The 23,288-nt window shown below is 70.9% G+C and carries 24 protein-coding genes and 1 tRNA gene; 11 read left to right on the forward strand and 14 right to left on the reverse strand.

Going from position 1 to position 23,288, the window contains the following annotated elements; genetic code table 11:
* Window positions 1-15: 15 nt before the first annotated feature.
* The 3 genes from G6N30_RS21750 to G6N30_RS21760 form a co-directional block, all read right to left on the reverse strand.
* Entirely contained in the window at window positions 16-1,710 is a 1,695-nt protein-coding gene (locus G6N30_RS21750) for a selenocysteine-specific translation elongation factor (protein WP_134061094.1), read from the reverse strand.
* A 4-nt stretch (window positions 1,711-1,714) separates the two neighbouring features.
* A complete protein-coding gene (gene selA, locus G6N30_RS21755) occupies window positions 1,715-3,016 on the reverse strand; it encodes an L-seryl-tRNA(Sec) selenium transferase (RefSeq protein ID WP_134061093.1) in 1,302 nt (433 codons plus the stop codon).
* Between the two features lie 75 nt (window positions 3,017-3,091).
* Window positions 3,092-3,186, reverse strand: a tRNA-Sec gene (locus G6N30_RS21760).
* A 39-nt stretch (window positions 3,187-3,225) separates the two neighbouring features.
* Between G6N30_RS21760 and selD the strand changes: the two genes are divergently transcribed.
* Window positions 3,226-4,230 (forward strand): selenide, water dikinase SelD, encoded by a 1,005-nt coding sequence (gene selD / locus G6N30_RS21765; protein WP_134061092.1) that lies wholly within the window; start codon window positions 3,226-3,228, stop codon window positions 4,228-4,230.
* Window positions 4,231-4,248: 18 nt separating this feature from the next.
* Window positions 4,249-4,638, forward strand: coding sequence for a VOC family protein (locus G6N30_RS21770; protein WP_134061091.1), 390 nt, complete (start codon window positions 4,249-4,251; stop codon window positions 4,636-4,638).
* 4 nt (window positions 4,639-4,642) lie between these two features.
* On the opposite strand, the gene G6N30_RS21775 is transcribed toward G6N30_RS21770, so the two are convergent.
* Window positions 4,643-5,578: a short-chain dehydrogenase/reductase gene (locus G6N30_RS21775; RefSeq protein WP_134061090.1), complete on the reverse strand. Its 936-nt coding sequence runs from the start codon at window positions 5,576-5,578 to the stop codon at window positions 4,643-4,645.
* Between the two features lie 187 nt (window positions 5,579-5,765).
* Here G6N30_RS21775 and G6N30_RS21780 point away from each other — a divergent pair, with 187 nt between their 5' ends.
* On the forward strand, window positions 5,766-6,944 hold the full coding sequence (locus tag G6N30_RS21780) for an acyl-CoA dehydrogenase family protein (protein ID WP_134061089.1): 1,179 nt from the start codon (window positions 5,766-5,768) through the stop codon (window positions 6,942-6,944).
* A 9-nt stretch (window positions 6,945-6,953) separates the two neighbouring features.
* Here G6N30_RS21780 and G6N30_RS21785 read toward each other — a convergent pair whose 3' ends face one another.
* The 3 genes from G6N30_RS21785 to G6N30_RS21795 are packed head-to-tail and all read right to left on the reverse strand — an operon-like array spanning window position 6,954 to window position 9,885.
* Window positions 6,954-8,063 (reverse strand): GGDEF domain-containing protein, encoded by a 1,110-nt coding sequence (locus tag G6N30_RS21785; RefSeq protein ID WP_234880382.1) that lies wholly within the window; start codon window positions 8,061-8,063, stop codon window positions 6,954-6,956.
* Window positions 8,064-8,106: 43 nt separating this feature from the next.
* On the reverse strand, window positions 8,107-9,162 hold the full coding sequence (locus tag G6N30_RS21790; protein WP_134061139.1) for a M42 family metallopeptidase: 1,056 nt from the start codon (window positions 9,160-9,162) through the stop codon (window positions 8,107-8,109).
* 60 nt (window positions 9,163-9,222) lie between these two features.
* The gene (locus G6N30_RS21795; protein WP_234880381.1) at window positions 9,223-9,885 is read right to left on the reverse strand and encodes a hypothetical protein; all 663 of its coding nucleotides are present in this window, start codon (window positions 9,883-9,885) and stop codon (window positions 9,223-9,225) included.
* A 45-nt stretch (window positions 9,886-9,930) separates the two neighbouring features.
* Here G6N30_RS21795 and G6N30_RS21800 point away from each other — a divergent pair, with 45 nt between their 5' ends.
* Window positions 9,931-10,584, forward strand: a complete 654-nt coding sequence (locus G6N30_RS21800) for a TetR/AcrR family transcriptional regulator (protein ID WP_134061087.1) — start codon at window positions 9,931-9,933, stop codon at window positions 10,582-10,584.
* Here the strand turns inward: G6N30_RS21800 and G6N30_RS21805 are convergent, their stop codons facing one another.
* Together G6N30_RS21805 and G6N30_RS21810 are read right to left on the reverse strand one after the other, a co-directional pair.
* Window positions 10,585-11,994 carry an APC family permease gene (locus G6N30_RS21805; protein WP_134061086.1) on the reverse strand — a complete coding sequence of 470 codons (1,410 nt, stop codon included), beginning with the start codon at window positions 11,992-11,994 and terminating at the stop codon, window positions 10,585-10,587.
* On the reverse strand, window positions 11,991-13,097 hold the full coding sequence (locus tag G6N30_RS21810; protein ID WP_134061085.1) for a DmpA family aminopeptidase: 1,107 nt from the start codon (window positions 13,095-13,097) through the stop codon (window positions 11,991-11,993). The genes G6N30_RS21805 and G6N30_RS21810 overlap by 4 nt, the downstream gene beginning before the upstream one ends.
* Before the next feature lie 138 nt (window positions 13,098-13,235).
* Between G6N30_RS21810 and G6N30_RS21815 the strand changes: the two genes are divergently transcribed.
* From G6N30_RS21815 to G6N30_RS21830, 4 genes are read left to right on the forward strand one after another with little or no spacing between them, the layout of a single operon-like run.
* On the forward strand, window positions 13,236-13,847 hold the full coding sequence (locus G6N30_RS21815) for a TetR/AcrR family transcriptional regulator (RefSeq protein WP_134061084.1): 612 nt from the start codon (window positions 13,236-13,238) through the stop codon (window positions 13,845-13,847).
* Window positions 13,848-13,902: 55 nt separating this feature from the next.
* Window positions 13,903-14,157 (forward strand): hypothetical protein, encoded by a 255-nt coding sequence (locus tag G6N30_RS21820; protein ID WP_134061083.1) that lies wholly within the window; start codon window positions 13,903-13,905, stop codon window positions 14,155-14,157.
* A gap of 48 nt (window positions 14,158-14,205) precedes the next feature.
* Window positions 14,206-15,135 (forward strand): HpcH/HpaI aldolase/citrate lyase family protein, encoded by a 930-nt coding sequence (locus tag G6N30_RS21825; RefSeq protein ID WP_134061082.1) that lies wholly within the window; start codon window positions 14,206-14,208, stop codon window positions 15,133-15,135.
* A 57-nt stretch (window positions 15,136-15,192) separates the two neighbouring features.
* The gene (locus G6N30_RS21830) at window positions 15,193-15,663 is read left to right on the forward strand and encodes a hypothetical protein (RefSeq protein WP_134061081.1); all 471 of its coding nucleotides are present in this window, start codon (window positions 15,193-15,195) and stop codon (window positions 15,661-15,663) included.
* A gap of 3 nt (window positions 15,664-15,666) precedes the next feature.
* Here the strand turns inward: G6N30_RS21830 and G6N30_RS21835 are convergent, their stop codons facing one another.
* Window positions 15,667-17,112, reverse strand: coding sequence for a protein adenylyltransferase SelO (locus tag G6N30_RS21835; RefSeq protein WP_179965655.1), 1,446 nt, complete (start codon window positions 17,110-17,112; stop codon window positions 15,667-15,669).
* Window positions 17,113-17,152: 40 nt separating this feature from the next.
* Window positions 17,153-18,064: a manganese catalase gene (locus G6N30_RS21840; RefSeq protein ID WP_134061079.1), complete on the reverse strand. Its 912-nt coding sequence runs from the start codon at window positions 18,062-18,064 to the stop codon at window positions 17,153-17,155.
* 193 nt (window positions 18,065-18,257) lie between these two features.
* Here G6N30_RS21840 and G6N30_RS21845 point away from each other — a divergent pair, with 193 nt between their 5' ends.
* Window positions 18,258-18,986 (forward strand): hemerythrin domain-containing protein, encoded by a 729-nt coding sequence (locus G6N30_RS21845; RefSeq protein ID WP_134061078.1) that lies wholly within the window; start codon window positions 18,258-18,260, stop codon window positions 18,984-18,986.
* A 62-nt stretch (window positions 18,987-19,048) separates the two neighbouring features.
* On the opposite strand, the gene G6N30_RS27365 is transcribed toward G6N30_RS21845, so the two are convergent.
* Entirely contained in the window at window positions 19,049-19,180 is a 132-nt protein-coding gene (locus G6N30_RS27365) for a hypothetical protein (RefSeq protein WP_264007060.1), read from the reverse strand.
* A 98-nt stretch (window positions 19,181-19,278) separates the two neighbouring features.
* On the opposite strand from G6N30_RS27365, the gene G6N30_RS21850 reads away from it, so the two are divergent.
* Window positions 19,279-20,454 (forward strand): flavin-containing monooxygenase, encoded by a 1,176-nt coding sequence (locus G6N30_RS21850; protein WP_134061077.1) that lies wholly within the window; start codon window positions 19,279-19,281, stop codon window positions 20,452-20,454.
* Between the two features lie 37 nt (window positions 20,455-20,491).
* Here the strand turns inward: G6N30_RS21850 and G6N30_RS21855 are convergent, their stop codons facing one another.
* The gene (locus tag G6N30_RS21855; protein WP_134061076.1) at window positions 20,492-22,153 is read right to left on the reverse strand and encodes an FAD-binding dehydrogenase; all 1,662 of its coding nucleotides are present in this window, start codon (window positions 22,151-22,153) and stop codon (window positions 20,492-20,494) included.
* Window positions 22,154-22,197: 44 nt separating this feature from the next.
* Here G6N30_RS21855 and G6N30_RS21860 point away from each other — a divergent pair, with 44 nt between their 5' ends.
* Window positions 22,198-22,821: a pyridoxamine 5'-phosphate oxidase family protein gene (locus G6N30_RS21860; protein ID WP_134061075.1), complete on the forward strand. Its 624-nt coding sequence runs from the start codon at window positions 22,198-22,200 to the stop codon at window positions 22,819-22,821.
* Here G6N30_RS21860 and G6N30_RS21865 read toward each other — a convergent pair.
* Window positions 22,808-23,185: an MmpS family transport accessory protein gene (locus G6N30_RS21865; RefSeq protein WP_134061074.1), complete on the reverse strand. Its 378-nt coding sequence runs from the start codon at window positions 23,183-23,185 to the stop codon at window positions 22,808-22,810. The genes G6N30_RS21860 and G6N30_RS21865 overlap by 14 nt on opposite strands.
* Window positions 23,186-23,288 lie beyond the last annotated feature (103 nt).

Genomic DNA, 23,288 nt, shown 5'->3' on the forward strand with positions numbered 1-23,288 from the left:
TCTAGGTATAAGTGGTCACGAATTCAGCGTGCGGGTGCCGTCGCCTCCGCGGCGGGTGATGCGCCGCGCATCGAGCTGTTCCAGCAGCGGCACCGCGACCCGGCGGGTGGTGGCCAGGGCGCGTTTGGCCTCGGCGACCGTGAACGGCTGCGGCAGCACCCGCAGCGTCTCGGCCGCACGCTGCAGCGCATCCGGACCGAGCACGACACCGTCGGCGATGCGGATCAGCCGTCCGGCGCGCACCGCTGCGGCCAGCTCCGGCGGGCCGAGCTTCAACTCGGCGAGCATCTCCGCATCGGGTGCGTGGAACGGTTCGGCGGCCAGCGACCTCTCGACGGTGCGGACCGCCTCGTCGACGCGGGGCGGCAGCGTCAGTCCGGGCGGCCGGACGCGGCCGTCGGCCACCTCCAGTGGGGTGCCTGCCAGCAGCGGCGCGACGAGTTCTGCTGTCGGGAGCCCGATCTCGCGGCGCAACGCTTCCAACGGCATACCGGCCGCGACGTCGTGGTCGGTCGCCCACCGCCGCGCGGCGGCCACCGCCTGCGCACGGCGTTCGGCCCACCACGTCGGGTCGACCACCCAGTCGCCGACGCGCTGACCGCGCGCCGGCAGTCCCATCGCGCGCAGATCCGCTGCGCGGGCGCACACCGGCGGCCGGGTCGCGCCCGTGGCCAGCTCTTCGGCGCGCTCCCGCGCGGCCCCCCGTCGGCGCAGCGGCGGCGGCCGGACGTCGAGCACCTCCACACCGGCGGCGATCCGGTGCTGCCCCGGATCGCGCAACAGCCCCACGTCCCCGACGCGCAGCGGCAGCGGCCGCGCCAACCGCAGCCGGGCCGCGACACCCATCCGGCGGACCTGCACCGGCACCGCGGCCGAGCCGATGTGGAGGACGAGTTGGCGGTGCAGCTCGTCCGCGGACCGCAGCGCGACGTCGATCTCGGCGGTGTCGAGCCATGCGCCCGGCGTGCGCAGCGTGTCACCGCGCGCGATCTCCTGCCGGTCGATCCCGCGCAGGTTCACCGCGACGCGCGCCACCGGCGCGACGACGTCGCGCTGCCGTCCGAGCGACTGCAGCCCGCGCACGCCGACCCGCCGCCCGGCGTGGTCGAGTTCGTCGCCCACGCGCAGCGTCCCCGCCGCGAGCGTCCCCGTGACAACCGTGCCCGCGCCCTGCACGGTGAACGAGCGGTCGATCCAGAGCCGGACGTCGGCGGTGGGATCGGGCGGGGGCAGCCGGTCGACGAGGCCCACCAGTTCGGCGCGGACGTGGTCGAGGTCGGTGCCGACCGCGACCGGCGGACCGGCCATTCCGGTGTCGGCGAACGCGGCCGTGGCCTGCGCGATCGCCGGGCCCGGATCGGTGAGGTCGGCCTTCGTGACCACCAGCAGGGCGTGCCGCACCCCGAGCGCGTCGAGCGCCGCCAGGTGCTCCTGGGACTGCGGCATCCACCCCTCGGTCGCCGCCACGATGAACATCACCGCGGGCACCGGACCGACTCCCGCGAGCATGTTGGCCACGAACCGCTCGTGTCCGGGCACGTCGACGAAAGCCAGTTCGCGCCCGTCGATGTCGGCCCAGGCGAAGCCGAGGTCGATGGTCAGTCCGCGGCGCTGTTCCTCGGCGAGCCGGTCGGGCCACATCCCGGTGAGCCGGTGCACCAGCGTCGACTTGCCGTGGTCGACGTGTCCCGCGGTGGCGACTACATACATGCGACTACATACATGCGTCGCGGTCGCTCCGAGAACATGCCGTGACGGCCTCGACCAGCTGCGCGTCCTGCTCCGGGCCGACTGTGCGCAGGTCGAGGACACAGCGGCCGGCTTCGAGGCGTCCGACCACCGGCGGCGTGCCCCCGCGCAGCGCGGCCGCGTAGGACTCGGGCAGGCTGACGCCGGCACTGGGCAGGGTGACGTCGGGCGCGCCGCCCCCGCCGACGGCGGCGACACAGTCGACGACGTCCGCGCCGGGCAGCTGCGCGGCCAGCCGCTGCGCGCGCTCGCGCAGATCCGCCACGTGCGCGGTCAGCGCTTCCTGCACGGGCGTCGGTGGACCCACCAGCGTCGCCTCGAGCGCGGCGAGTGTGAGCTTGTCCACCCGCAGTGCGCGTGCGGCCGGGTGCCTGCGCAGCCGGTCGATCAGCTCGGCGGTGCCGAACAACAGACCCGCCTGCGGCCCGCCGAGCAGTTTGTCGCCGCTGGCGGTCACGAGGTCGGCGCCGTGGCGCAGCGCGCTGGTGGCATCGGGTTCGTCGGGCAGCACCGGATGGGGTGTCAGCAGTCCGGATCCGATGTCGACGACCAGCGGGGCGTCGAGCCGGGCCAGATCGGGGATGCCGACGGCGGAGGTGAAACCGCTGACGTAGTAGTTCGACGGGTGCACCTTCAGCACGAACCCGGTGTCCGGGCCGATCGCGTCGGCGTAGTCGCGCAGATGGGTGCGGTTGGTGGTGCCGACTTCGCGGATGCGGGCCCCGGTCGACTCGAGCAGTTCGGGGATGCGGAAGCCGTCGCCGATCTCGATGAGTTCACCACGGCTGACGACGATCTCCCTTCCGGGCGCCAGTGTCATCGCCGTCAACAGCAGGGCGGCGGCGTTGTTGTTCACCACGTGCACCCCGCCCGCGGTGGACACCGCCCGCGCGAGCGCCCCGAGCGCCCCACGGCCGCGGCGGGCGCGACGGCCGGTGGCCAGATCGAATTCGACGTCGGTGGCGCCGCTGGCGGTGATGACGGCATCGACGGCGGCTGCGGACAGCGGTGCGCGGCCCAGGTTGGTGTGGACGACGACACCGGTCGCGTTGATCACCGGCTGCAGGCTGACCACCGCGGACGGCAGCGCGGCGACGGCGTGGTCGGCGACCTGTTCGGGGGTGATGTCACCGGCGCGCGCCCGCTGCTGGGCGTCGGCAATCACCGACTTCACCAGCGCGCGGCCGAGTGTGCGTTCCGCCTCCGCGAGCCGGGGGTCGGTGAGCAGCGCGTCGGTACGGGGGACGCGACGGCGGGGGTCGGTCACGGCGCGGCCCCTCGGGGATTTCGGTGTAGTTGGTTGCGCCCAACGCAACCAACTACACCGAAATCGCAGGGAGTATGGCGGAGGCGGACGGGAATCGAACCCGCCAACGGCAGATCCTGCCGTTCGACGATTTTGAAGATCGCGCCGGTCACCAGACCGGATACGCCTCCCTGGACCATGACTTCATCATCGCAGGCACGATGGTGACCATGAGTTCCCCACCGACCTACCGTCTCACCCAGTTCGCCCACGGCGGAGGCTGCGCGTGCAAGATCCCGCCCGGCGAGTTGGAGGACGTGGTCCGCGGGCTGACGTCGGCGCAGCCGCACGACCCGGTGGGGGAGCTGCTGGTGGGTCTGGACGACGGCGACGACGCCGCCGCCGTCCGGATCGCCCGGGACACCGCGTTGATCGCCACGACGGATTTCTTCACCCCGGTCGTCGACGATCCGTACGACTGGGGCCGCATCGCGGCCACCAACGCGCTGTCGGACGTGTACGCGATGGGCGGCCGGCCGGTGGTGGCGGTCAACCTGCTGGGGTGGCCGCGCGACGTGCTTCCCTTCGAACTCGCCGCCGAGACGCTTCGCGGCGGGCTCGACGTGTGCAACGCCGCGGGCTGCCACCTCGCCGGCGGACACAGCGTCGACGATCCGGAGCCGAAGTACGGCTTGGCGGTGACGGGAATCGCCGACCCGAACCGGTTGCTGCGCAACGACGCCGGGAAACCCGGCACGGCGTTGTCGCTGACCAAGCCGCTGGGCATCGGTGTGCTCAACAGCAGGCACAAGGCGACCGGCGAGCGCTCCGAAGAGGCGATCGCGGTGATGACGACCCTCAACGCGCAGGCGGCGGTGGCCGCGCTCGAGACCGGCGCCGAATGTGCCACGGACATCACCGGTTTCGGCCTGCTCGGCCACCTGTACAAACTCGCCAGGGCCAGTGGTGTCACCGCGGTGGTCGATGCGGCGGCGGTGCCCTACATCGCCGGCGCGCGCGAGGCGCTGGCCGCCGGCCACGTCAGCGGCGGCACCCGGCGAAACCTCGAGTGGGTGGCGCCGCACGCCGACCTGTCGGCGGTCGACCACGACGAGGCGCTGCTGCTGGCCGACGCCCAGACCTCCGGCGGTCTGCTGATCGCCGGAGAGGTCCCCGGCGCCCCGGTGATCGGTGAGCTCGTGCCCCGCGGTGAGCACACGATCGTCGTGCGCTGAGGTCCTAGGCTCGACGGCATGACTTCTCCCGAAGGTCCCGTCGGCAGCCTGGCGTCGATCTCCATCGACTGCCCCGATCCGGACCGGCTCGTGCCGTTCTACCGCGACCTGCTCGGCCTGGAGGAAGTGTTCGCCACCCCCGACCGCGGGGTCGTCGCGCTGGCGGGCGCCGGGCCGATGGTGACGCTGATGCGCGTCGACACCTACGTGCCGCCGTCGTGGCCGCACGGCCCGCAACATCAGCAGATGCACTTCGACGTCGCGGTCGACGATCTGGACACGGCGGTGAAGGCGGCCCTGGCGCTGGGGGCGACCGAGGCCGGATTCCAGCCGGCGGGACACGCGTGGCGGGTGCTGCTGGACCCGGTCGGCCACCCGTTCTGCCTGAGCACCGTGCGGCCGGACTGATCGACTACGAGTCAGACTGCGACGCAACCGCTTCCGCGCTGCGGATCGCACCGTTGACGCGCGGGTTGTGTATCAGCACATCGTCCATCACCGCGGTGGTGAGGGTGCGCGCCGCCAGCAGCGGACCCACCCAGCCGGGCGCGGTGACCTGTGCGGCCCGCCGCTCGACGCCGGACAGCACCGCATCGGCGGCCGCCTCGGCGCTCATCGGCCGGGTGATGAACCCGGGTGCCGCCGACCGGATCGCCGCGGCGTGTTCGTCGGCGAACGCGTCGCTGGTCAGATCGGTGTCGATGAAGCCGAGGTAGGCGATGCCGGCGGTGACGCCGTGCTGGGCCAGTTCGACCCGCAGCGCACGGGAGAGTTGTTCCACCCCGGCCTTGCTGACCGCGTAGGGGGCGGCGAGCACACCGTTGAAGAACGCGTAGATCGACCCGACCAGCGCGATGTGCCCGCGGCGCGCGATGACCGCGGGCAGCGTGGCCCGCACGGTGCGCCACTGGCCGAGCAGGTCGACCTCGACGGTGTGCTCGAAATCGTCGGGATCGATGGTGGCGACCGTCTCCGACGGCGGGGCGATCCCCGCGTTGGCGATCACGACGTCGATACCGCCGAACGCCGCGACCGCACCGTCCGCGGCGCGCTGCAGCGCCGCCGCGTCGGTGACGTCGGCCTTGAAGGAGGCCGCCCCGTCGCCGAGTTCGGCGGCGAGGTCCTCGAGTGGGCCCAGCGTGCGGCCGACCAGCGCCACCCGCGCCCCGCGGGCGTGCGCCGCGCGGGCGATCTGGGCGCCGAGTCCGCGGGCGGCGCCGGTGACGAATACGACGCGGCCGTCGAGGTCCAGACGTGGCGGCGCCCCGAACCGGCTCCCCACCACGGGAATTGCGCGGACCAACCGCATGGCGCTCCGGCCGGCCAGCCGCACGGCATCATCGATCATCGTCAGGGGATTCGGACCTGGTGACGCATGGGCATCCGCATCGGCTGCTCCCTCCAGTCGGTGACGGGATCATGAGATACCCGCGAGGGGACACGGCAAACCCGCTGCGCGGTTTCGGCTCCGCCGTTGCGCCCGACCGCGTACGGTCGACCGCGATGGGCACACGACACTGCCGGTCGGTGCCGGCATGACCGCGGCACCTGCCGCCGCAGTCCTCGGGCGGGCACGCGGCATGCGCGACCTCGTGCGGTCGCAGGCCGGCGACAGCGAGCGACTGCGCACCCTCTCCCCGGCGATCGTCGACCAGATGTGGGCGAGCGGTCTGATGTCCGCCTTCAACCCGGTCCCCGCGGGTGGAGTCGAGCCCTCGTTCACCGAGATGATCGAGACGTGGATCGAAATGGCATGGCAGGACGGCTCATTCGGTTGGGTCGGGATCGCGAACCTGCCGTCTTCGTTCGCCGCGGCGTGCTATCTGCCCGACGACGGCTTCGCGGAGGTCTTCACCGCGCACGACAACCGCGTCACCATGGGCGGCCAGTTCTTCCCCAACGGCCAGGGGATCGCCACCGACGGCGGCTACCGGTTGAGCGGTTCGTGGAGTTTCGGCTCCGGCACCGGACACTCCCAGTTCGTCGCGGCCGGCTTCCTGCCGATGGACGACGGCGAGATCCGGTGGGTGAGCGACGGGGTGCCGGACATGCAGGTGGCGGTGCTGCCGCGCGAGGAGGTCACGTTCACCGACGGCTGGTACGTGCAGGGCCTGAAGGGCACCGGGTCTTACGACTACCGCGTCGACGACGTGTTCGTGCCGGCGGGGCGGACGTTTCCGCTGTTCTGCCGCACCCCCCGGCGTGGCGCGTCACCGGCCACCCGGATGGGCCTGATGCCGGTCACCGCGGCAGGCCACGCCGCGTGGGCGCTGGGCGTGGCCAAGAGCATGCTCGACGATGTCGGCGCGCTCGCCGCGACGAAGTTCCGCATGAGTGACATGGCGTCGCTGGCCAGCCGTCCCACCTTCCAGAAGGGGCTGGCCCACCACACGGCGGCGTGGCGGGCGGCCCGGCTGCTGGTGCTCGACGCGTTCACCACCGCCGAGGCCGCCGTCGACTCCGGTGCCGACCTCACGCCGATGCTGCGGGCCGACCTCCGGGTGGCCGCCGTCTACGCCACCGACACGGCCCGGCAGTGCGCCGAGTGGGCGCATCTGGTGGCGGGCACCGACGCCATCCGCGAGGGCAGCCGCCTGGAACGGGCGTTCCGCGACATCTACACCGGCACCCAGCACGCGTTCATCAGCGAGAAGGTGGCCATCGACGCGGCGCAGATCTGGCTCGGCATCATCGAGGACCAACCCGGGCTGTGACCGCAGGCCTCAGGCCGTGCTGTCGTCGACTTCCGCTGGAAGCTGGCTGTGGCGCACCTGATTCCCGCCCGCGCGTTTGGCGGCGTACATCGCGGCGTCGGCGGTGGTGATCGCCTCGTCGATCCCGGCGCGCAGGCCGGTGACGCGGAGCCGCAGCAGCGGCACGCTCGCGGTTCCGACACTGGCGGTGAGCGGTGCCGCGGCCTTCTCGATGCCGGCGCGCAACCGCATCGCCAGATGCGCCGGATTGGCCGAGGGCGAGATCGTCGCGACGACGAACTCCTCACCGCCGGTGCGCCCGACGAGCGCGTCCTCGTCGGAGTTTCGGGACAGGGCCCGGCCGACCGCGATCAGGGCGCGGTCGCCCGCGGCGTGCCCCTGGGTGTCGTTGAGGTTCTTGAACCGGTCCAGGTCGATCACCGCCACCAGCAGATTGCGGTCGGCCGAACCACTCTCGGCCACCAGACCGGACAGCCGTTGGTAGAACGCCCGCCGGGTCAGCAGCCCCGTCAGCGGATCCCATTCGGAGCGCACCACATCCGCGCCGAGCGCGTGCACGATCGTCTGCACGCCGAACGGGATGACCGCGTTGAGCACGACGACGAACCAGAACAGCGCGATGGCGCCGACCAGTTGGCCGCTGGTGGCCAGCCGCGCAGCGCCGACAGCGGTCATCACCACCGCCACGCAGAAGATGATCGTGGTGTAGCGGGCGGTGTGGAGGAACGCCACGTACGCGGCCGGGGTGACGAAACCGATGCACGCCACCAGCGAGATCAGCGGATCCGACTGCGCCAGGCACACAGCCGCCACACAGGCGGTCGCGACGAACGACACCGTCAGCGACTGATTCCGGGTGGGCCACCGTCGCACATAGGGGACCATCGTGACCCATCCCGCGACACCGGCGAACCACGAGACCACCACGCCGACCGTCGACTGTGGCCCGAAGTTGCTGAACACCAACAGGATCGGCACCAGAGCCAGCGATCCGACCATCGCGGCGAGCAGCGTGCGGGCAGGAACCATCATGCCCCGGGTGAGCAGATAGCCCGTCAACCAGTCGAAGTGATCCGGCAGCTGCCACCACCGTCGCATCGACCCCATACGCGACGCCACAGTTCGATTGTCCACCTCAGAGCAAATCCGGCGCGCCGCGCGGCTAGGCCGTGGGGTGCAGGAGGAACTCGGCGAGCACCTCCGCCATCGCCGGGATAGCCTGCCGGGCGATCACCTCGTAGCCGTGGGTGCTCAGCGTCGGCAGGCACAGCAGGCCGGCCCGCGGTGTCAGGCCGTTGGCCTTGGCGTGGGAGGCGTCGGATTCGAAGGCGCCGAGGACGGCGGCCTGAGGTGACAGTTGCCGCTCGGTGGCGATCGCCATCAGCCGGTCGGCGACGTCCTTGTCGTAGACGCACATCGCGTCGCTGTACCCGACGATCGGTCCACCGCTGCAGGTGGTGCCGTACTCCGCTTCGGTCGGGCCGACTTCGAGCGCCAGTGTCAGTTCACCGGGCAGTGTGCGGCTGGCGTAGGACCCGCCCACGCCGCCGACCTCCTCGTTGGTGGTGAACACCACGTACACGTCTCCCGCGGGCCGCTGCCCCGATTCGTGCAGCAGTCGGGCGGCGTCGAGCAGCGCGGTGCACGCCGCCCTGTCGTCCATGAAGTACGAACCGAGGTAGTCGCCGAACTCGAACAGCGTCCGCTTGCTGCGGTCGATGCACACCCGGGTGCCCGGCCCGATCCCCGCCGCGGCCAACTCCTCGGGCGTGCGCCCGGTGAACACGTACACGTGCAGCCAGTCCAGCGCCTTGTCGCCCTGATCGGGTTTGGTCTCCCAGATCCGTTGGCTCTCACTGGTGGTGTGCTCGGAGCCCAGGGTGAGCACACCGGTCAGCGTCTCGCGGTCACCGAGCAGCGCGACCGGGCCGAGCCCGAAGTTGCCCGGGTACATCGTGCCCAGCGGGGTCAGGTGCAGACTCCCGTCGGGGTCCACCCGTTTGACGAGCATCGACAGTTCGTCGAGGTGCGCCATGACCCGGGTGCCCGCACTGTCCCCGGTGTCGCCGCGGATCACGCCGACGAGGTTGCCCGCCTCGTCCACCCAGTGTTCGTCGACGACCGGTTCGAGTTCGCGACGGCAGACGTCGCGCACCGCGGCCTCCTGACCGCACGGGCCGTAGGTGGCCAACAGCTCCTGCAGCAACTCCCGGCGCATTTCTCTCACCGGTGTTCTCTACCCCGCTGCGCGGATTACCTCACCCGGATGTGAAAAGTGTCAGCCGATGACACTGGGCAGGCCGGCCCGCAACGCGATGTCCTGTTTGACGCCGATGTCGGTGACGACGTCGGGCGGGGTGGGATCGCCCGGTGCGCTCTGGAACTCCATGCGCGCGACCGCGGGGCCCTCCGTGAAGAGCAGCGTGGTGATGTGCTTGGCGCCGTCGGGTGAGGTCCCCGAGATCAGCGTGCCGTCGGTGCCGACCGGCGACGGCGCCGGTTCGCCGCCGGTGACGGTGGAATTGATCGCCGCCAGGCTGGCGTCGAGCGCGGCCTTCGCGGCGGCGGGGTCGGGCAGGACGGTGATCGTCACGCCGATCGCCCTGGTGTCCGCCTCGTTGACGAACAGTGCCGAGACACCCTTGCCGCCGCGGCGATTCGGCACCGTCGACCGGGTGACGAACGTGTCGTACTCACTGTCGATGTCGGTCGGCTCGATGAGCAGGCGCGAGTAGTCGACGACCGCCGCGCTGTTCTCCTTCGGCGCCGAAGTGGGTGTGCTCGACGCCGCGGTCGGCAGACCGGACGGCGACGCCGCAGGAGGCGCGTCGGTCGGGGTGCAGCCGCTGAGTCCGATGGCGAGCACCGCCGCGCCGATGGTCGTTGCGACGAAAGTCGACGAGTTCGCGAAGACCGACGTGTTGGTGAAGACGCTGCGCATGGATATCTGCTGATGCCCCAATCGAATTCGAAAGCTGAGAATATAGTGGACAGAGTGTCCACTAAAGACGGTACACGCGCCGCGTCAGGGCTCGCAAACATCGCAGCCGAGCCGCCGCGTCGCGGACGCCCGCGCAACGTCGAGCTGCGCGCCGCCGTGTTGCGGGCCGCCACCGACCTCGCACTGGCGGGCGGTACCGGGAACGTCAGCATCGACGCGATCGCCAAACGGGCCGCCGTGAGCCGCACCACGATCTACAAGTGGTGGCCGTCGGCGGCGGCGATCGTGCTCGAAGGTCTGCTGGCCGCGATGCGCGAATCCATCGTGCCGCCGGCGGGCAGCGACACCAAGGGGGCGGTCGAGCACCAGCTGCGGGCGCTCAACGACATCCTCACCGACCCCACGACCGGCCCCCTGGTCCGCAGCGTCATCGCGGCGGCCAGTTCCAACGGCGAGGTCGCCAGGGCGCTGCTCGACCAGTGGCTGCTGCCGCGGCGCGCCGCGGTCACCGCCGTGCTGCTCGACGGGATCGCCGCCGGTGAACTGCGTCCCGACGTCGACGTGGAGGTCACCGTCGACGCCCTGTTCTCCCCGGCGTACTACCGCCTGGTGTTCGCGATGCCGCCGCTGGGCGAGGCCGCGCTCACCCATCTGCTGGAGACGGTGTGGCGCGGCTGCACGTGCCCGGACGCCGCCTGACTAGCGCAGTCGGCCGCCGACCGCGGTGCCGGCCAGCAGGCCGGCGAACGGTATCGCCGCCAGCACGGTGCTCACGGTCGCGCTGCCGCCGGTCACCAGCGTGAAGTTGCTCAGCACCAGCCACAGGCTGCCCAGCAGCCCGACACACGCCACCGCCGGTGCGATGCGGGTCTGCCACAGCCGGCCGCCCGAATGCTCGCGGTTCCTGGCGAAGAACACCAGCACGGCCACCGAGGTGGTGAGCATCAGCAGCACCATGCCGACGGTCGCGACCCCGGCCATGGATCCGAAGACCCCGACGAGCGGGTCGACACCCAGCACCGCCAGCACGCCGACGATCACCGCGGCGGTGACGGTCTGCACGATCGAGGAGAACGCGGGGGAGCGGTGCGTCGCGTGCACCTCCGCGAGGCGCTGCGGCAACAGACCCTTGCCGGCCAGCGCGAACTGGTAGCGGGCGATCACGTTGTGGAACGACAGCACGCAGGCGAACAGGCTGGTCAGCAGCAGGACGTTGACGATGTCGCGGCCGAGACGGCCGAGGTTGTCGTCGGTCGTGTCGAGCAGCATGTTGCCCTCGCCGTCGAGCGTGCGCTGGGCCACCTCGACCACCTGGTCGGGTCCGATGGCCACGACGAACGCCCAGCAGGTCAGCGCGTAGAACCCGCCGATGATGAGCACCGCGGCGTAGGTCGCGCGCGGGATGGTGCGTTCGGGGTCGCGGGCCTCGTCGCGGAACACGGCGGTGGCTTCGAAGCCGATGAACCCGGTGAGCGCGAACAGCACGGAGATGCCCACGGCGCCCTGGGTGAAGGTGGCCGGATCGAACGACGTCAGCGTCAGCCCGGCCGGTCCGGGATCGGCGACGATCACCAGGTCGAGCAGTGCGACGATGCCGATCTCCAGCGCGAGCGCGACGCCGAGGACCTTGGCGCTGAGTTCGATGTGTCGGTATCCGAGCACCGCGACGATCGCCAGCGTGGCGAACGCGTAGAGCGGCCACGGCAGGTCGGGGCCGCCGTAGAACGCCACGGTGTCGCCGATGGCCCAGCCGATGTAGCCGTAGATACCGACCTGGATGGCGGTGTAGGCGATCAGCGCGACGGCGGCGACACCCGTACCGAGCCGGCGTCCGAGGCCGAGGGTGACGTAGGAGAAGAACGCGCCCGCCTCGGGAACGTAGGGCGTCATCGCGACGAACCCGATGCTGAACAGCAGCAGGACCAGTGAGGCGATGACGAAGCCGATCGGGGCGCCTGCGCCGTTGCCCATCCCGAACGCCAGCGGCAGGTTGCCGCCGATCACGGTCAGCGGGGCGGCCGCGGCGACCACCATGAAGACCACCGCGACGGGGCCCAGCCTGCCCTGCAGGCGTTCGGCTCCGGTGCTGGGTGTGGTGTCGGTGCTCATGAGATCTCCTGGGTGTTCTGGAGGACGGCCTGCCGCAGCAGGGTGTGGTCGATGGCGTGGGCGGTGCGTCCGTCGCGCCCGGTGACGGTGGTGGCGCCGACGACGGCGTTGACGATCGCCTCCTCGGTGGCCTCGATCGTCAGGTCGAACAGCAGCGTCATCAGCTGCGGCGCCACCATTCGGACGTCGATCTCCGGGCGGTCGGTGGCGGTGTCCTCGTCCCACGCGTACGGCGGGATCCCGCGGTTGCCGGTCGAGAACGCCAGCATCAGGTCGCCGCTGTACTGTTCGCCGCTGCCGCCGACCCGGCTGACCGCGAGCGCGGACCGCTGCGCGAGCCGGGTGCACTGGTGGGGCAGCAGCGGCGCATCCGTCGCGACGATGACGATGATCGAGCCGGAGCCGGGCTCGTATCTCGCCGGCATGTCGGGGAGCGGGACGGCGTCGCGGCCGATGATCTCGCCGACGGGCACGCCGTTGACGCGGAAGCGTTCGCGGCGGCCGTGGTTGGCCTGGACCAGCACGCCGACGGTGTAGCGGCCCGCGGCGGTGTCGGCCACCCGCGATGAGGTGCCGATGCCACCTTTGAACTCGTGGCAGATCATGCCCGTTCCGCCGCCGACGCAGCCCTCGGCGACCGGGCCGCTGCTCGCGCCGGCCAGGGCGGCGTTGACGTGTTCGGTGCGCACGTGGTGGCCGTTGATGTCGCTGAGCACGCCGTCGTAGGTCTCGCCGACCACGGGCAGTGACCAGTAGAGCCCCTCGCCGCGGGCGGCGACCTGCGCGTCGACCAGCGCGTCGCGGACCACGCCGACGCTGTGGGTGTTGGTCAGCCCGATCGCCGAGGTCAGCTCGCCGGATTCGCGGATCCATTCGAGGCCGGTCATCTCGCCGCTGCCGTTGAGGCGGTGGGCGCCGGCGAAGACGGGCTCGGTCCAGATGTCGTCGTGGGGGACGACGACGGTCACGCCGGTGTGCACGGCGGGCGGGCCGGCCTGGGCGAGGGTGGTGTGTCCGACCCGCACGCCGGGCACGTCGGTGATGGCATTGTGCGGACCGGTGGGGTGGTCACCGATCACGATGCCGAGATCGCGCGTGCGCATGGGGCCTCCGAGGCTCTTATTCTTTTCCTGTTTGGAAAATAATGGGGCCGGGACCGCGGATGCGCAATAGCTGGACGAATTTGGGGACAATCACCGGGGACCCCGACCGCGCCGACATGAGAGGGGAGTCGCGAGCCCGTGGCACGCCCGAACCGGAAGGCCGAGCGCCGCGAGGAGATCCTCGACGCCGCGATCGCGCTGATCGAACGGCACGATCTCGCGACGTTGCGCATCGCCGATGTCGCCGCCGAACTCGGGCTGACCGCCAACGCGGTGCGGTACTACTTCAAGGAGATGGACGCGCTGCTGTCGGAGCTGGCGCTGCGGTCGGACATCCGGTTCTACGACCGCCGGCTCGCGGTGGTCGAGCGCACCGCGGACGCGGCCGAACAGCTGGCGCTGACCATCGCCGCAGGCCTGCCGACCGGTCCGGAGGACGCCGAATGGCGTTCGATCTGGCGGGCGGTGCTGGCGGCCGGGTTCGAACTGGACCAGCGCCGCGACGTCGGTGAGATCTACCACCGGCAGGTGGGTCTGTACGCGCGGATCCTGTCCGCGGGGGAGCGCGACGGGGTGTTCCGGCTCGGCTCGCCGGCGACCGACATCGCGATGACGCTGATGGCGATGGAGGACTACCTCGGCTATCGCATCGTCGCGCGCGATCCGCAGATGTGCCGGGAGACCTCGCTGCGGCTGATGCGTCAGTACGCCGAGCTGGCCACCGGCACGACCCTGCCGGAGACCGTCTGAACCTCGTGTGCCGAACCGGTCCTCGCGGGGCCGGTGCGCGCCTACAGTCGACACCATGACGTATCCACTGCGACGTCTGCTCGTCGCGGCGCTGTCGGTGGCCGCGTTCTCCGCGGCGCCGGTCGCCGTCACGATGGTCGTCTCACCGGCGGTGAGCTCGGCGTGCCTGCCCGGCGAGACCGGCGTGACCAACGGGTGCGCGCCGTTCTGCCTGCCGGGCCGCGCGCTCGACACCAACACCGGACTGTGTCTGCCGGTGGCGCCACCGCCCCCGCCGCCACCGCCTGCGCCGATGTCCAGCGGCGTCTGAACCGCCCCTGGTTCGTCGCGCCCGGATCGCCTGGGCGACCATGAGTGCGTGTATGACGAGGTCTCCCACTCCCACGGCCCCGAGGCCCACGATCCCGACGAGGCCGGAACGCGGCTCGATCCTGTACTCGCGCGCAGCTGGCTGCTGGTCAACGGCGCGCACGGTGACCGGTTCGAACCCGCCGCCCGCTCGCGTGCCGACATCGTCGTGCTCGACATCGAAGACGCCGTGGCGCCCAAGGACAAGGTGACCGCCCGCGACAACGTCGTCGGCTGGCTGCGTGCAGGCAATGCGGACTGGGTGCGGATCAACGGTTTCGGAACGCCGTGGTGGGCCGACGACCTCGACGCGCTCGCCGGGACGTCGGTCGGCGGGGTGATGCTCGCGATGGCCGAATCCGTCGACCACGTGACAGAGACCGCCAAACGCCTGCCCGGGGTGCCCATCGTCGCGCTGGTCGAGACCGCCCGCGGGCTGGAACGCATCACCGAGATCGCCGCGGCGAAGGGCACGTTCCGCCTGGCGTTCGGCATCGGGGACTTCCGCCGCGACACCGGCTTCGGCGACAATCCGGCCACCCTCGCCTACGCGCGGTCGCGGTTCACCATCGCGGCCAAGGCGGCCCATCTGCCCAGCGCGATCGACGGGCCGACGATCGGGTCCAGCGCGCTGCGGCTGATCGAGGCCACCGCGGTGTCCGCGGAGTTCGGGATGACCGGCAAGATCTGCCTGAGCCCCGACCAGTGTTCGGTGGTCAACGAGGGACTGTCGCCGTCCCAGGACGAGATCGCGTGGGCCAAGGAGTTCTTCGCCGAGTTCGAGCGTGACGGCGGAGAGATCCGCAACGGGTCGGACCTGCCGCGGATCGCGCGGGCCACCAAGATCCTCGATCTGGCCCGCGCCTACGGCATCGAGGTCACCGAGTTCGAGGACGAGCCCGTGCACATGCCGGCGCCGTCGGACACCTACCACTACTGATCTTCGTCATCGCGACAATCGATGTTTGAACCGCAGCATGGGTGGTACAGCCGCGGAATGCTGACTGATCACTTGAAACGCGCACCGGTCCTCGCGGCCGGGGCCTCTGCACTGGCCATCGCCTTCGCCGTTCCGGCAGGCGCCACCCTCGCGTTCCCGGCGGGCGGACCGCCCGGATGCGTCGACCCGTACGGCACGGGCTGCGCCGCCCCACCGCCGCCGCCTCCGGCGCCGGGCGTGTTCGTCCCGCCGCCGCCCGGTGTGGTCGGCCCCGGAGGCGCCGCAGGCGCGATCCCCGGTGGCCCGGGTGGGGTGGCCGGTCCGCAGGGTGCCGCGGGTGCGATCCCGGGTGGCCCGGGTGGGGTGGCCGGTCCGCAGGGTGCCGCGGGTGCGATCCCGGGTGGCCCGGGCGGTGCGGCCGGACCTCAGGGCGCGACGGGTGCGATCCCCGGCGGACCGTCGGGTACGGCCGGTCCGGGCGGCGCCACCGGGTGCATCCCGGGCGTCGGCTGCGCCACCACGCCGTAGTCCTCAGGTACCGCAGAACGTGCGGTACTTGCCGAACTCCTCAGGTGCGGGTTCGGCATAGCGCTCGAGACCGGGCCGTTCGTCGAACGGCCCGGTCACCGCGGTGAGCAGCTGTTCGAACGGTGCCAGATCGCCGCCGGCGGCCGCGGTCAGCGCCTCCTCGACGAGGTGGTTGCGCGGTATGTAGACCGGGTTGACCCGGTCCATCGCCTCGCCGTCGGGGCCGAGCGCGCGCCACCGGTTGAGCCACGCGTCGAACCCGGCGAGGTCGACGAACAGTCCGCGCGCGGGTTCGGCGTCGCCGCGGGCGGCGCGTCCGAGCGCCCGGAAGAACGACGTGTAGTCGATGTGATTCTGCTGCAGCAAGTCCTGCAGTTCCTCGAGGAGCGGTGCGACCGCGCTCTCTTCGGCGCCCGACAGGCCCAGCTTGGCCTGCATCCCCGCGGTCAGATCGGCGACGTACTGCCGGCCGAACGCGCCGAGCGCGGCCTCCGCGAGGCTGACCGCCTGGTCGAGATCGTCGGCGAACAGCGGGAGCAACGCCTCGGCGAAGCGCGCCAGGTTCCACGCGGCCATCGACGGCTGATTGCCGTAGGCGTAGCGGCCCCACATGTCGATGGAACTGAACACCGTCTCGGGGTCGTAGACGTCCATGAACGCGCAGGGCCCGTAGTCGATGGTCTCCCCGGAGATCGTCATGTTGTCGGTGTTCATCACGCCGTGGATGAAGCCGACCTGCATCCAGCGCGCGATCAGCCGCGCCTGGGCCGACGCCACCGCCTCGAACAACGCCAGATACGGGTTCTCCGCGTCGGCGGCCTGCGGGTGATGACGGGCGATGGCGTGGTCGGCGAGTCGGGTCAGCAGATCCCGGTTCCCGGTCGCCGCCGCGTACTGGAAACTGCCGACGCGAAGGTGGCTGCTGGCCACGCGGGCCAGCACGGCGCCGTCGAGCGGGGTTTCGCGGTACACGGGGCGTCCGGTCGCGACCACCGCGAGCGCGCGGGTGGTCGGGATCCCCAGCGCGTGCATGGCCTCGCTGACGATGTACTCGCGCAGCATCGGGCCGACGGCGGCCAGCCCGTCTCCGGCGCGAGCGAACGGTGTGTGCCCGGAACCCTTCAGGTGCAGATCGCGCAGCCGGCCCTCGGTGTCGACCAACTCGCCCATCAGCAGAGCCCGGCCGTCACCCAGTCGCGGCGCGAAGCCGCCGAACTGGTGACCGGAATAGGCCTGCGCCACCGGAGTGGCGCCGCTGGGGACCGAGTTGCCGACCAGCAGACGCACCCCGTCAGGGGTGCGCAGCCAGTCGGCGTCGACACCGAGGTCCGCCGCCAACTGCTCGTTGAGCACGAGCAGCCGCGGGTCGGGAGCCTCCTCGGCCCGCCAGCGGACCGCCATCTCCGGCAGATCCCGCGCGAAGCGGTCGTCCAGGCTGAGGTTCGTCACGGGTGCAGCACTCACCTCATCCAGACTACGGAGCGACGGTTTACGTCTTGTCGGGGTCGATGGCGTCCTTGAGCTTGCCCATCACGCCCTTCTCGGTGCCGAGCGACGGTGTCCGCGGCTCGCCCATCGAACCGTCGTAGGTCACGTACAGCTTCGGGTCCGGCGGCGGTCCCGACTGCCGGTCGCCGAGCGGCTGCGGATCGGCGAGGAACTTCCCGGTGTGGCGACCGTCGGGCAGCGGCCCGTTCGCCCAGCGGCCCTTGTCGGAGTCGGCGCCGTCGGACAGATGCCACAGCGTGCTGGCATGCTCCTCGTACTCCTCGTCGAACAGATCGTTCGGTGCCACGACGCCCTCCAGCCCGTCGGCCTGCAGTTCCTCGATCGCCGCCAGCCACATGTTCTGGTGGTAGGTGTCGCGCGCGAGGTTGAACTTGAGCATCGCCTTGACGCCCGGGTCATCGGTCATGTGCCACAACCGGGCGGTCTGCACCCGGCCCTGCGCCTCGGCGTTGACGTTGGAATAGAAGTCGGCCAACAGGTTTCCCGACGCGGTCGCATAGCGGCCGCTCCACGGCACGCCCTGGCTGTCCGACAGCGTCGGTGCGCCACCGGAGATGATGGCCTGCTGCGGGTCCATCCCGCCCATCACGGCCGCGACGACCGGGTCACCGAGGGCGTTCTGGGTGGCGTCGGTGGCCGGCGCGCTCTCCAGCAGGCGGGCGATCATCGTCGCGATCATCTCGACATGGCCGATCTCCTCGGTCGCGATGTCCATGATCAGGTCTTTGTACTTGCCCTTCATGCGGCAGTTCCAGCCCTGCATGAGGTACTGCATGGTGACGGTCATCTCGCCGTACGCACCGCCCAGCAGCTCCTGCAGCTTGCGCGCGTAGACCGGATCCGGCTTTTCGGGCTTGACATCGAATTGCATGTAATCGGTATGACGGAACATCAGCTCTCCACGATTCAAGTGTTTAGGGTCGCGCCTGCGACCACCCCGACCGCCGCACGTTCTCTGTACGGCAGGAGTGGCGGTACCCGAGGCATGTGGGCGCAAACGCCCTGGAGCGGTCTCATTTCGTGTGCGCATCCACGTTTGGAGTCGGGCGGGCGGGGCACGTGACCGCTCACGGAGAGGAGTACCCATGACGTCATCCCTTGCCGACCAGAACCTCGCGCAGCTCGGCGGCCCCTTCAGCGTCCTCACACGCCAGAAACGTGACCACATCGAACTCGACCGGTTGCTGCACCGGATCGATGCGAGTACGGGTGCCGAACGGCAGGACTATCTCACCGAACTGTGCCGGTTGGTGTTCCCACACGCGTTCGCCGAGGAATCAGTGCTCTGGCCGGCCATCCGGAAAATGGTGCCGGGCGGAGAACCGCTGACCCTGGAGATCGAACGCGAACACCAGGAGATCAACGAGCTGTTCACCGAGTTCGAGAAGGTACCCGAGAGCGATCCCCGGCACCAGCAACTGTGGGAGCGCATCAAAACGCTTCTGCGCGAGGATGTTCGGGACGAAGAGGACCGACTGCTTCCGATGCTCCAGGATGCCGCCGACCATCGCACGCTGATCCAGTTGGGCTGGGCCTGGGAGGCGGTGCGGCGGATCGCGCCGACCCGTCCTCATCCCGTCGTGGCCCGGCGCCCACCGGGCAATGTCGCCGCGGCGGCCCCGCTGACCGTCCTCGACCGCGCACGCGACCACCTCGACCGCGGCGCGCGCCGTTCGTCCGGTAGGCAGCGCGACGTGCTCACCTCGGTGAGTTCAGGGCTCGCGCGGGTCGCCGGCGTGGTCGAACATGTACCGCCGTTCACGCGCGGTGAGGATCCGAGCACCAACACCCCGCGCACACCCGACAAGCGGTGATCGACGAAAAACCGGGCGGTGGTTGACCTTTCGATCAGCCACCGCCCGGATCGCCGGCTGCGCTAGCTCGCGTCGCCCTGATCCTCGGCGTCGCGAACGCCTTCCGGCGGCGGCGTGGAGTATCCGGGACTCGCGCTCGGCACTCCGGTCTCGGCCTGCTGGTCGTCGTCAGGCGTCGGTTCCGGTGAGCTCATCAATCCTCCTGAAACGGTTCGGGTAGACCACAGAACTACCCGGCACGCCGAATCGGAAACCGGCTTGAGCCGGCCGCCGGGTGGGAACCCTGGCCGGGATGTCTTCTCAACTGCGCCATGAACGCGTCCTCATCGTGGGCGCGGGCCCCTGCGGATTGGCGATCGCCCGCCAACTCCGCCACGAACAGAACGTCGACGCGCTGGTCCTCGACCGCGCGGCCGCGCCGGCGTCGGCCTGGCGTGACCGCTACGACGGTTTCCGTCTCAACACCTGTGGCTACTGGTCGCACCTGCCGGGACAACCCATCCCCCGGCGTTACGGCCGCTGGCCCCGGCGGGACGACATGGTCGACTACTTCGACAGTTACGTTCGGCGCCAACGGCTCCGGCTGGCTCTCGGGGTCACGGTGACCCGCATCGACCGCGACGACGACCGGTGGCACCTCACCACCGACGCAGAGTCGTACACCGCCGACGCCGTGGTGATCGCGACCGGGAACTATCACACCCCGGCGCTGCCGGCCTGGCCGGGAATGGAGGGCTTCACGGGCGAACTGCTGCACTCGGCCGACTACCGCAATCCCTGGCCGTTCGCCGGGCGCGACGTGCTGGTGGTCGGGGTGGGCAACTCCGCCACCGACATCGCGCTGCAACTCAGCGACGGGGTGGCCGCCCGGGTGCGACTGGCCGTGCGCAACCCGCCACACCTGGTGCCCCGGTCAGCCGCCGGAATACCGGTCGACGCGTTCAGCGCGGCGCTCCAGCGACTGCCGGTCCCGGTACTCGATCACGCGGCCGCGGTGGTGAGCAGGCTGTGGTTCGGCGACCTGAGCCCGGCGGGCCTGCCGGCGCCGCGAAAAGGTATCTACCGTGCGCTGCTCGACGACGGCAGCATCCCCACCCTCGGTGACGAACTGGTGCCGCGGATCAAGGCGGGGCGGATCGAGGTGGTCGGGGCAGTCGAATCATTCGAGGCGGCCGACGTCGTGCTCGCCGACGGCGGGAGGATCCGGCCGGACGTGGTCATCGGTGCGACGGGATACCGGCACGGCCTCGAACCACTCGTCGGGCATCTGGGTGTACTCGACGAGGACGGCGCGCCACTGGTCAACGGCCTGCCCGGCGCCGCACCGGGGCTGTGGTTCGCCGGTTACGACGAGCCGCTGATCGGTCCGTTGCAGTCGTTCCGGTTGCAGGCGGGCCCGCTCGCCGCGGAGGTCGCCCGCGCCGTGCGCCCGCTTGACGCCGAACGTGAGCTTGTGGCTGACGAATAGGCCGAATCTCGCACACAGCCTCACGTTCGGCGCGTCGTCAGACCCGGTCGGCCAGGGCCCGCCCCGCGGCGCGGCCGGAGAAGATGCACCCGCCGAGGAACGTGCCCTCCAGCGCGTTGTACCCGTGCACGCCGCCACCGCCGAAACCCGCGACTTCACCGGCGGCGTACAGGCCGTCGATCGGCTGCCCGTCCAGGCCGATGGCGCGCGAGGCCAGGTCGGTCTGTATGCCGCCCAACGTCTTTCGCGTCAGGATGTGCAGTTTGATGCCGATCAGCGGTCCGGCCTTCGGATCGAGGATGCGGTGCGGTGCGGTGGTGCGGCCGATGCGGTCGGCCAGGGAGCTGCGCGAGTTGTGGATGCCCTGGATCTGCGCGTCCTTGCTGAACGGGTTGGCCACCTGCAGATCGCGCGCCTCGATCTGGCGGCGGATCACCGCGGGGTCCAGCAGCGGCCGGTCGGTCAGCGCGTTCATCTTGGCGACCAGGCCGTCGAGGTCGTCGGCGACGACGAAGTCGACCCCGTGCTTCTTGAACGCCTCGACGGGACCGGGTCCACCCTTGCTGAACAACCGCTCCTTGAGGAACGCGCGGCGGTCCTTGGCGGTGATGTCGGGGTTCTGCTCCGACCCGGACAGCGCGAACTCCTTCTCGATGATGCGCTGGGTCAGGATGAACCAGGAGTGGTCGTGCTCGGCGATGTCGGGGGTGGTGCGCAGGTAACGCAGCGTGCCCAACGTGTCGTAGCCGGGCAGATACGGCGCGGGCAACCGACGGCCCAACGCGTCGAACCACATCGACGACGGTCCGGGCAGGATGCGGATCGCGTGGTCCGGCCAGATCGGATCCCAGTTGACGATGCCCTCGGTGTAGTGCCACATCCGGTCCCGGTTCACCAGGCGCACACCGGAATCCGCGGCGATGTCGAGCATGCGGCCGTCGACGTGGGCGGGGACGCCGGTGATCATCGACCGCGGTGCGGTGCCCAGCCGGGCGGGCCAGAAGCGGCGCACGATCTCGTGGTTGGCGCCGATGCCGCCCGTCGTCACCACCACCGCCTGGGCGGAGAGTTCGAAGTCGCCGACCGAGTCGCGGTTGGACGGGGCGCCGCGCACCGCACCGTCGGGGGCCAGCACGGTGCCGCGCACTCCGGTGACGGCGCCGTCGGTGTACACCAGTCCGTCCACGCGGTGCCGGTGGTGGAACCGCACGAGTCCACGCCCCGCGGCGGAGTCGGCGAACGGGCCGACGATCCCGGTGCCGGTGCCCCACGCGACGTGGAAGCGGGGCACCGAGTTGCCGTGCCCGGTGGCGGTGAGATCACCGCGTTCGGCCCAGCCGACGGTCGGCAGGAACGAGATGCCGTGCCCGGTCAGGTAGTCGCGTTTCTCACCGGCGGCCCATTCGACATAGGCGCGCGCCCACTTGGCCGCCCACACGTCCTCGTCGTCGAGCCGGTCGAACGCGGCGCTGCCCTGCCAGTCGCTCCACGCGAGCTCGAAGGAGTCCTTGATGCGCATGCGGCGCTGTTCGGGGCTGTCCACCAGGAAGAGCCCACCGAACGACCAGTACGCCTGCCCGCCGAGGTTGGCGGCGTTCTCCTGGTCGACGACCGCCACCCTCTTGCCGCGGCGGGTCAACTCGTGGGTGGCGACCAGACCGGCGAGGCCCGCACCCACCACGATGACGTCAGCGTCCATGGGACTCAAGATATCGGTTGCCGCCGGTGCGACGGCCTGGATGAATGGCAGCCGTGACGACATCACCGTTGAGCCGATTGACCCGTAAGCCGGACCGCGGGCAGGACCTCGCCCTGGTGCACGAGGTCTTCGACACCGCGATGGTGGCGACCGTCTCGACAGTGCTGGACGATGAGCCGTGGGCGGTGCCGATGCTCGTCGCACGCGAGGGGGACCGGCTGCTGCTGCACGGGTCGACCGGCGCGGGCGCGCTGCGCCACGTCGCGGCGGGGGCGAAGGTGTGTGTGAGCGCTTTCGTGTTCGACGCGCTGGTGATCGCCGAGCGGCAGTTCGACCACTCGGCGAACTATCGCTCCGCGGTGGTCCGTGGGGTCTGCCGGGTGGTGGACGGCGACGAGGCGCCGGGGCTGCTCGACCGGTTCACCGAGGCGCTGATCCCGGGCCGCGCGGCGGAATGCCCGCCGCATTCGGCGAAGGAACTGGCGTCGACTCTGCTGCTCGAGGTGCCGATCGTCGACGGGCAGTGGGTGGCCAAGGCGAGGAGCGGCCCGGCGTCCGAGGGCGCCGCGTGGACCGGGGTGGTGCCCGTCTCGACCCGTTACGGGGCGCCGGTGTCCGATTCGCCGCTTCCGGTTCCGCCGTCGGTGCAGCGGCTCATCGACCGGTGAGCCCTCCGGTGCACTGGGTGTACCCGCCGCTCAGCCCGTCCAGCGCGATCAGCATGCCGTCAGCGGTGATGCGGCACGTCACGTCCCCGGACGACGATCCGGTACGGCCCGCGCTCAGCGACAGGAAGCGGGCGGCCAGCGGCACCGTGAACTGCCGCCGCCACGGGAGGGTGACCAGCGTCGGCGCGGACAGCGCGCCGTCGGAATCCTCGTAGCGGATCTCCACCGCGCCGGCGGAACCGGTCACCTCGTAGGTGACGGCGACCTCCTGCGGATCGTCGCGCAGCGTCCACGCGGCCGATGCGGCGAACAGCACCAGCGCGACCACCAGCGAGCCGCGCAGCCACCGGATTCGACGCGCCATCGGAGGCCTCCTCACCAGTGTCGAGGGTAGGCCTCACCAGGCTGCGGGCAGGCCGCAGCGGTATGGTGGCGCTTTCCGGGGGGATCGCGGCCGCCACGCCGCG

The organism is Mycolicibacterium litorale, from assembly GCF_010731695.1.
Classification (GTDB): domain Bacteria; phylum Actinomycetota; class Actinomycetes; order Mycobacteriales; family Mycobacteriaceae; genus Mycobacterium; species Mycobacterium litorale.

Excerpts from the sequence above, each read along its gene's own strand:
- G6N30_RS21790 (WP_134061139.1), bottom strand. The coding sequence starts at position 9,162 with ATGCGCCGGGAGTTGCTGCAGGAGCTGTTGGCCACCTACGGCCCGTGC.
- selD (WP_134061092.1), top strand. The coding sequence starts at position 3,226 with ATGAGTTCCCCACCGACCTACCGTCTCACCCAGTTCGCCCACGGCGGA.
- G6N30_RS21805 (WP_134061086.1), bottom strand. The coding sequence starts at position 11,994 with ATGAGCACCGACACCACACCCAGCACCGGAGCCGAACGCCTGCAGGGC.
- G6N30_RS21865 (WP_134061074.1), bottom strand. The coding sequence starts at position 23,185 with ATGGCGCGTCGAATCCGGTGGCTGCGCGGCTCGCTGGTGGTCGCGCTG.
- G6N30_RS21820 (WP_134061083.1), top strand. The coding sequence starts at position 13,903 with ATGACGTATCCACTGCGACGTCTGCTCGTCGCGGCGCTGTCGGTGGCC.
- G6N30_RS27365 (WP_264007060.1), bottom strand. The coding sequence starts at position 19,180 with ATGAGCTCACCGGAACCGACGCCTGACGACGACCAGCAGGCCGAGACC.
- G6N30_RS21770 (WP_134061091.1), top strand. The coding sequence starts at position 4,249 with ATGACTTCTCCCGAAGGTCCCGTCGGCAGCCTGGCGTCGATCTCCATC.
- G6N30_RS21845 (WP_134061078.1), top strand. The coding sequence starts at position 18,258 with ATGACGTCATCCCTTGCCGACCAGAACCTCGCGCAGCTCGGCGGCCCC.
- G6N30_RS21850 (WP_134061077.1), top strand. The coding sequence starts at position 19,279 with ATGTCTTCTCAACTGCGCCATGAACGCGTCCTCATCGTGGGCGCGGGC.
- G6N30_RS21780 (WP_134061089.1), top strand. The coding sequence starts at position 5,766 with ATGACCGCGGCACCTGCCGCCGCAGTCCTCGGGCGGGCACGCGGCATG.
- G6N30_RS21855 (WP_134061076.1), bottom strand. The coding sequence starts at position 22,153 with ATGGACGCTGACGTCATCGTGGTGGGTGCGGGCCTCGCCGGTCTGGTC.
- G6N30_RS21775 (WP_134061090.1), bottom strand. The coding sequence starts at position 5,578 with ATGATCGATGATGCCGTGCGGCTGGCCGGCCGGAGCGCCATGCGGTTG.
- G6N30_RS21795 (WP_234880381.1), bottom strand. The coding sequence starts at position 9,885 with ATGCGCAGCGTCTTCACCAACACGTCGGTCTTCGCGAACTCGTCGACT.
- G6N30_RS21840 (WP_134061079.1), bottom strand. The coding sequence starts at position 18,064 with ATGTTCCGTCATACCGATTACATGCAATTCGATGTCAAGCCCGAAAAG.
- G6N30_RS21810 (WP_134061085.1), bottom strand. The coding sequence starts at position 13,097 with ATGCGCACGCGCGATCTCGGCATCGTGATCGGTGACCACCCCACCGGT.
- G6N30_RS21860 (WP_134061075.1), top strand. The coding sequence starts at position 22,198 with ATGGCAGCCGTGACGACATCACCGTTGAGCCGATTGACCCGTAAGCCG.
- G6N30_RS21830 (WP_134061081.1), top strand. The coding sequence starts at position 15,193 with ATGCTGACTGATCACTTGAAACGCGCACCGGTCCTCGCGGCCGGGGCC.
- G6N30_RS21750 (WP_134061094.1), bottom strand. The coding sequence starts at position 1,710 with ATGTATGTAGTCGCCACCGCGGGACACGTCGACCACGGCAAGTCGACG.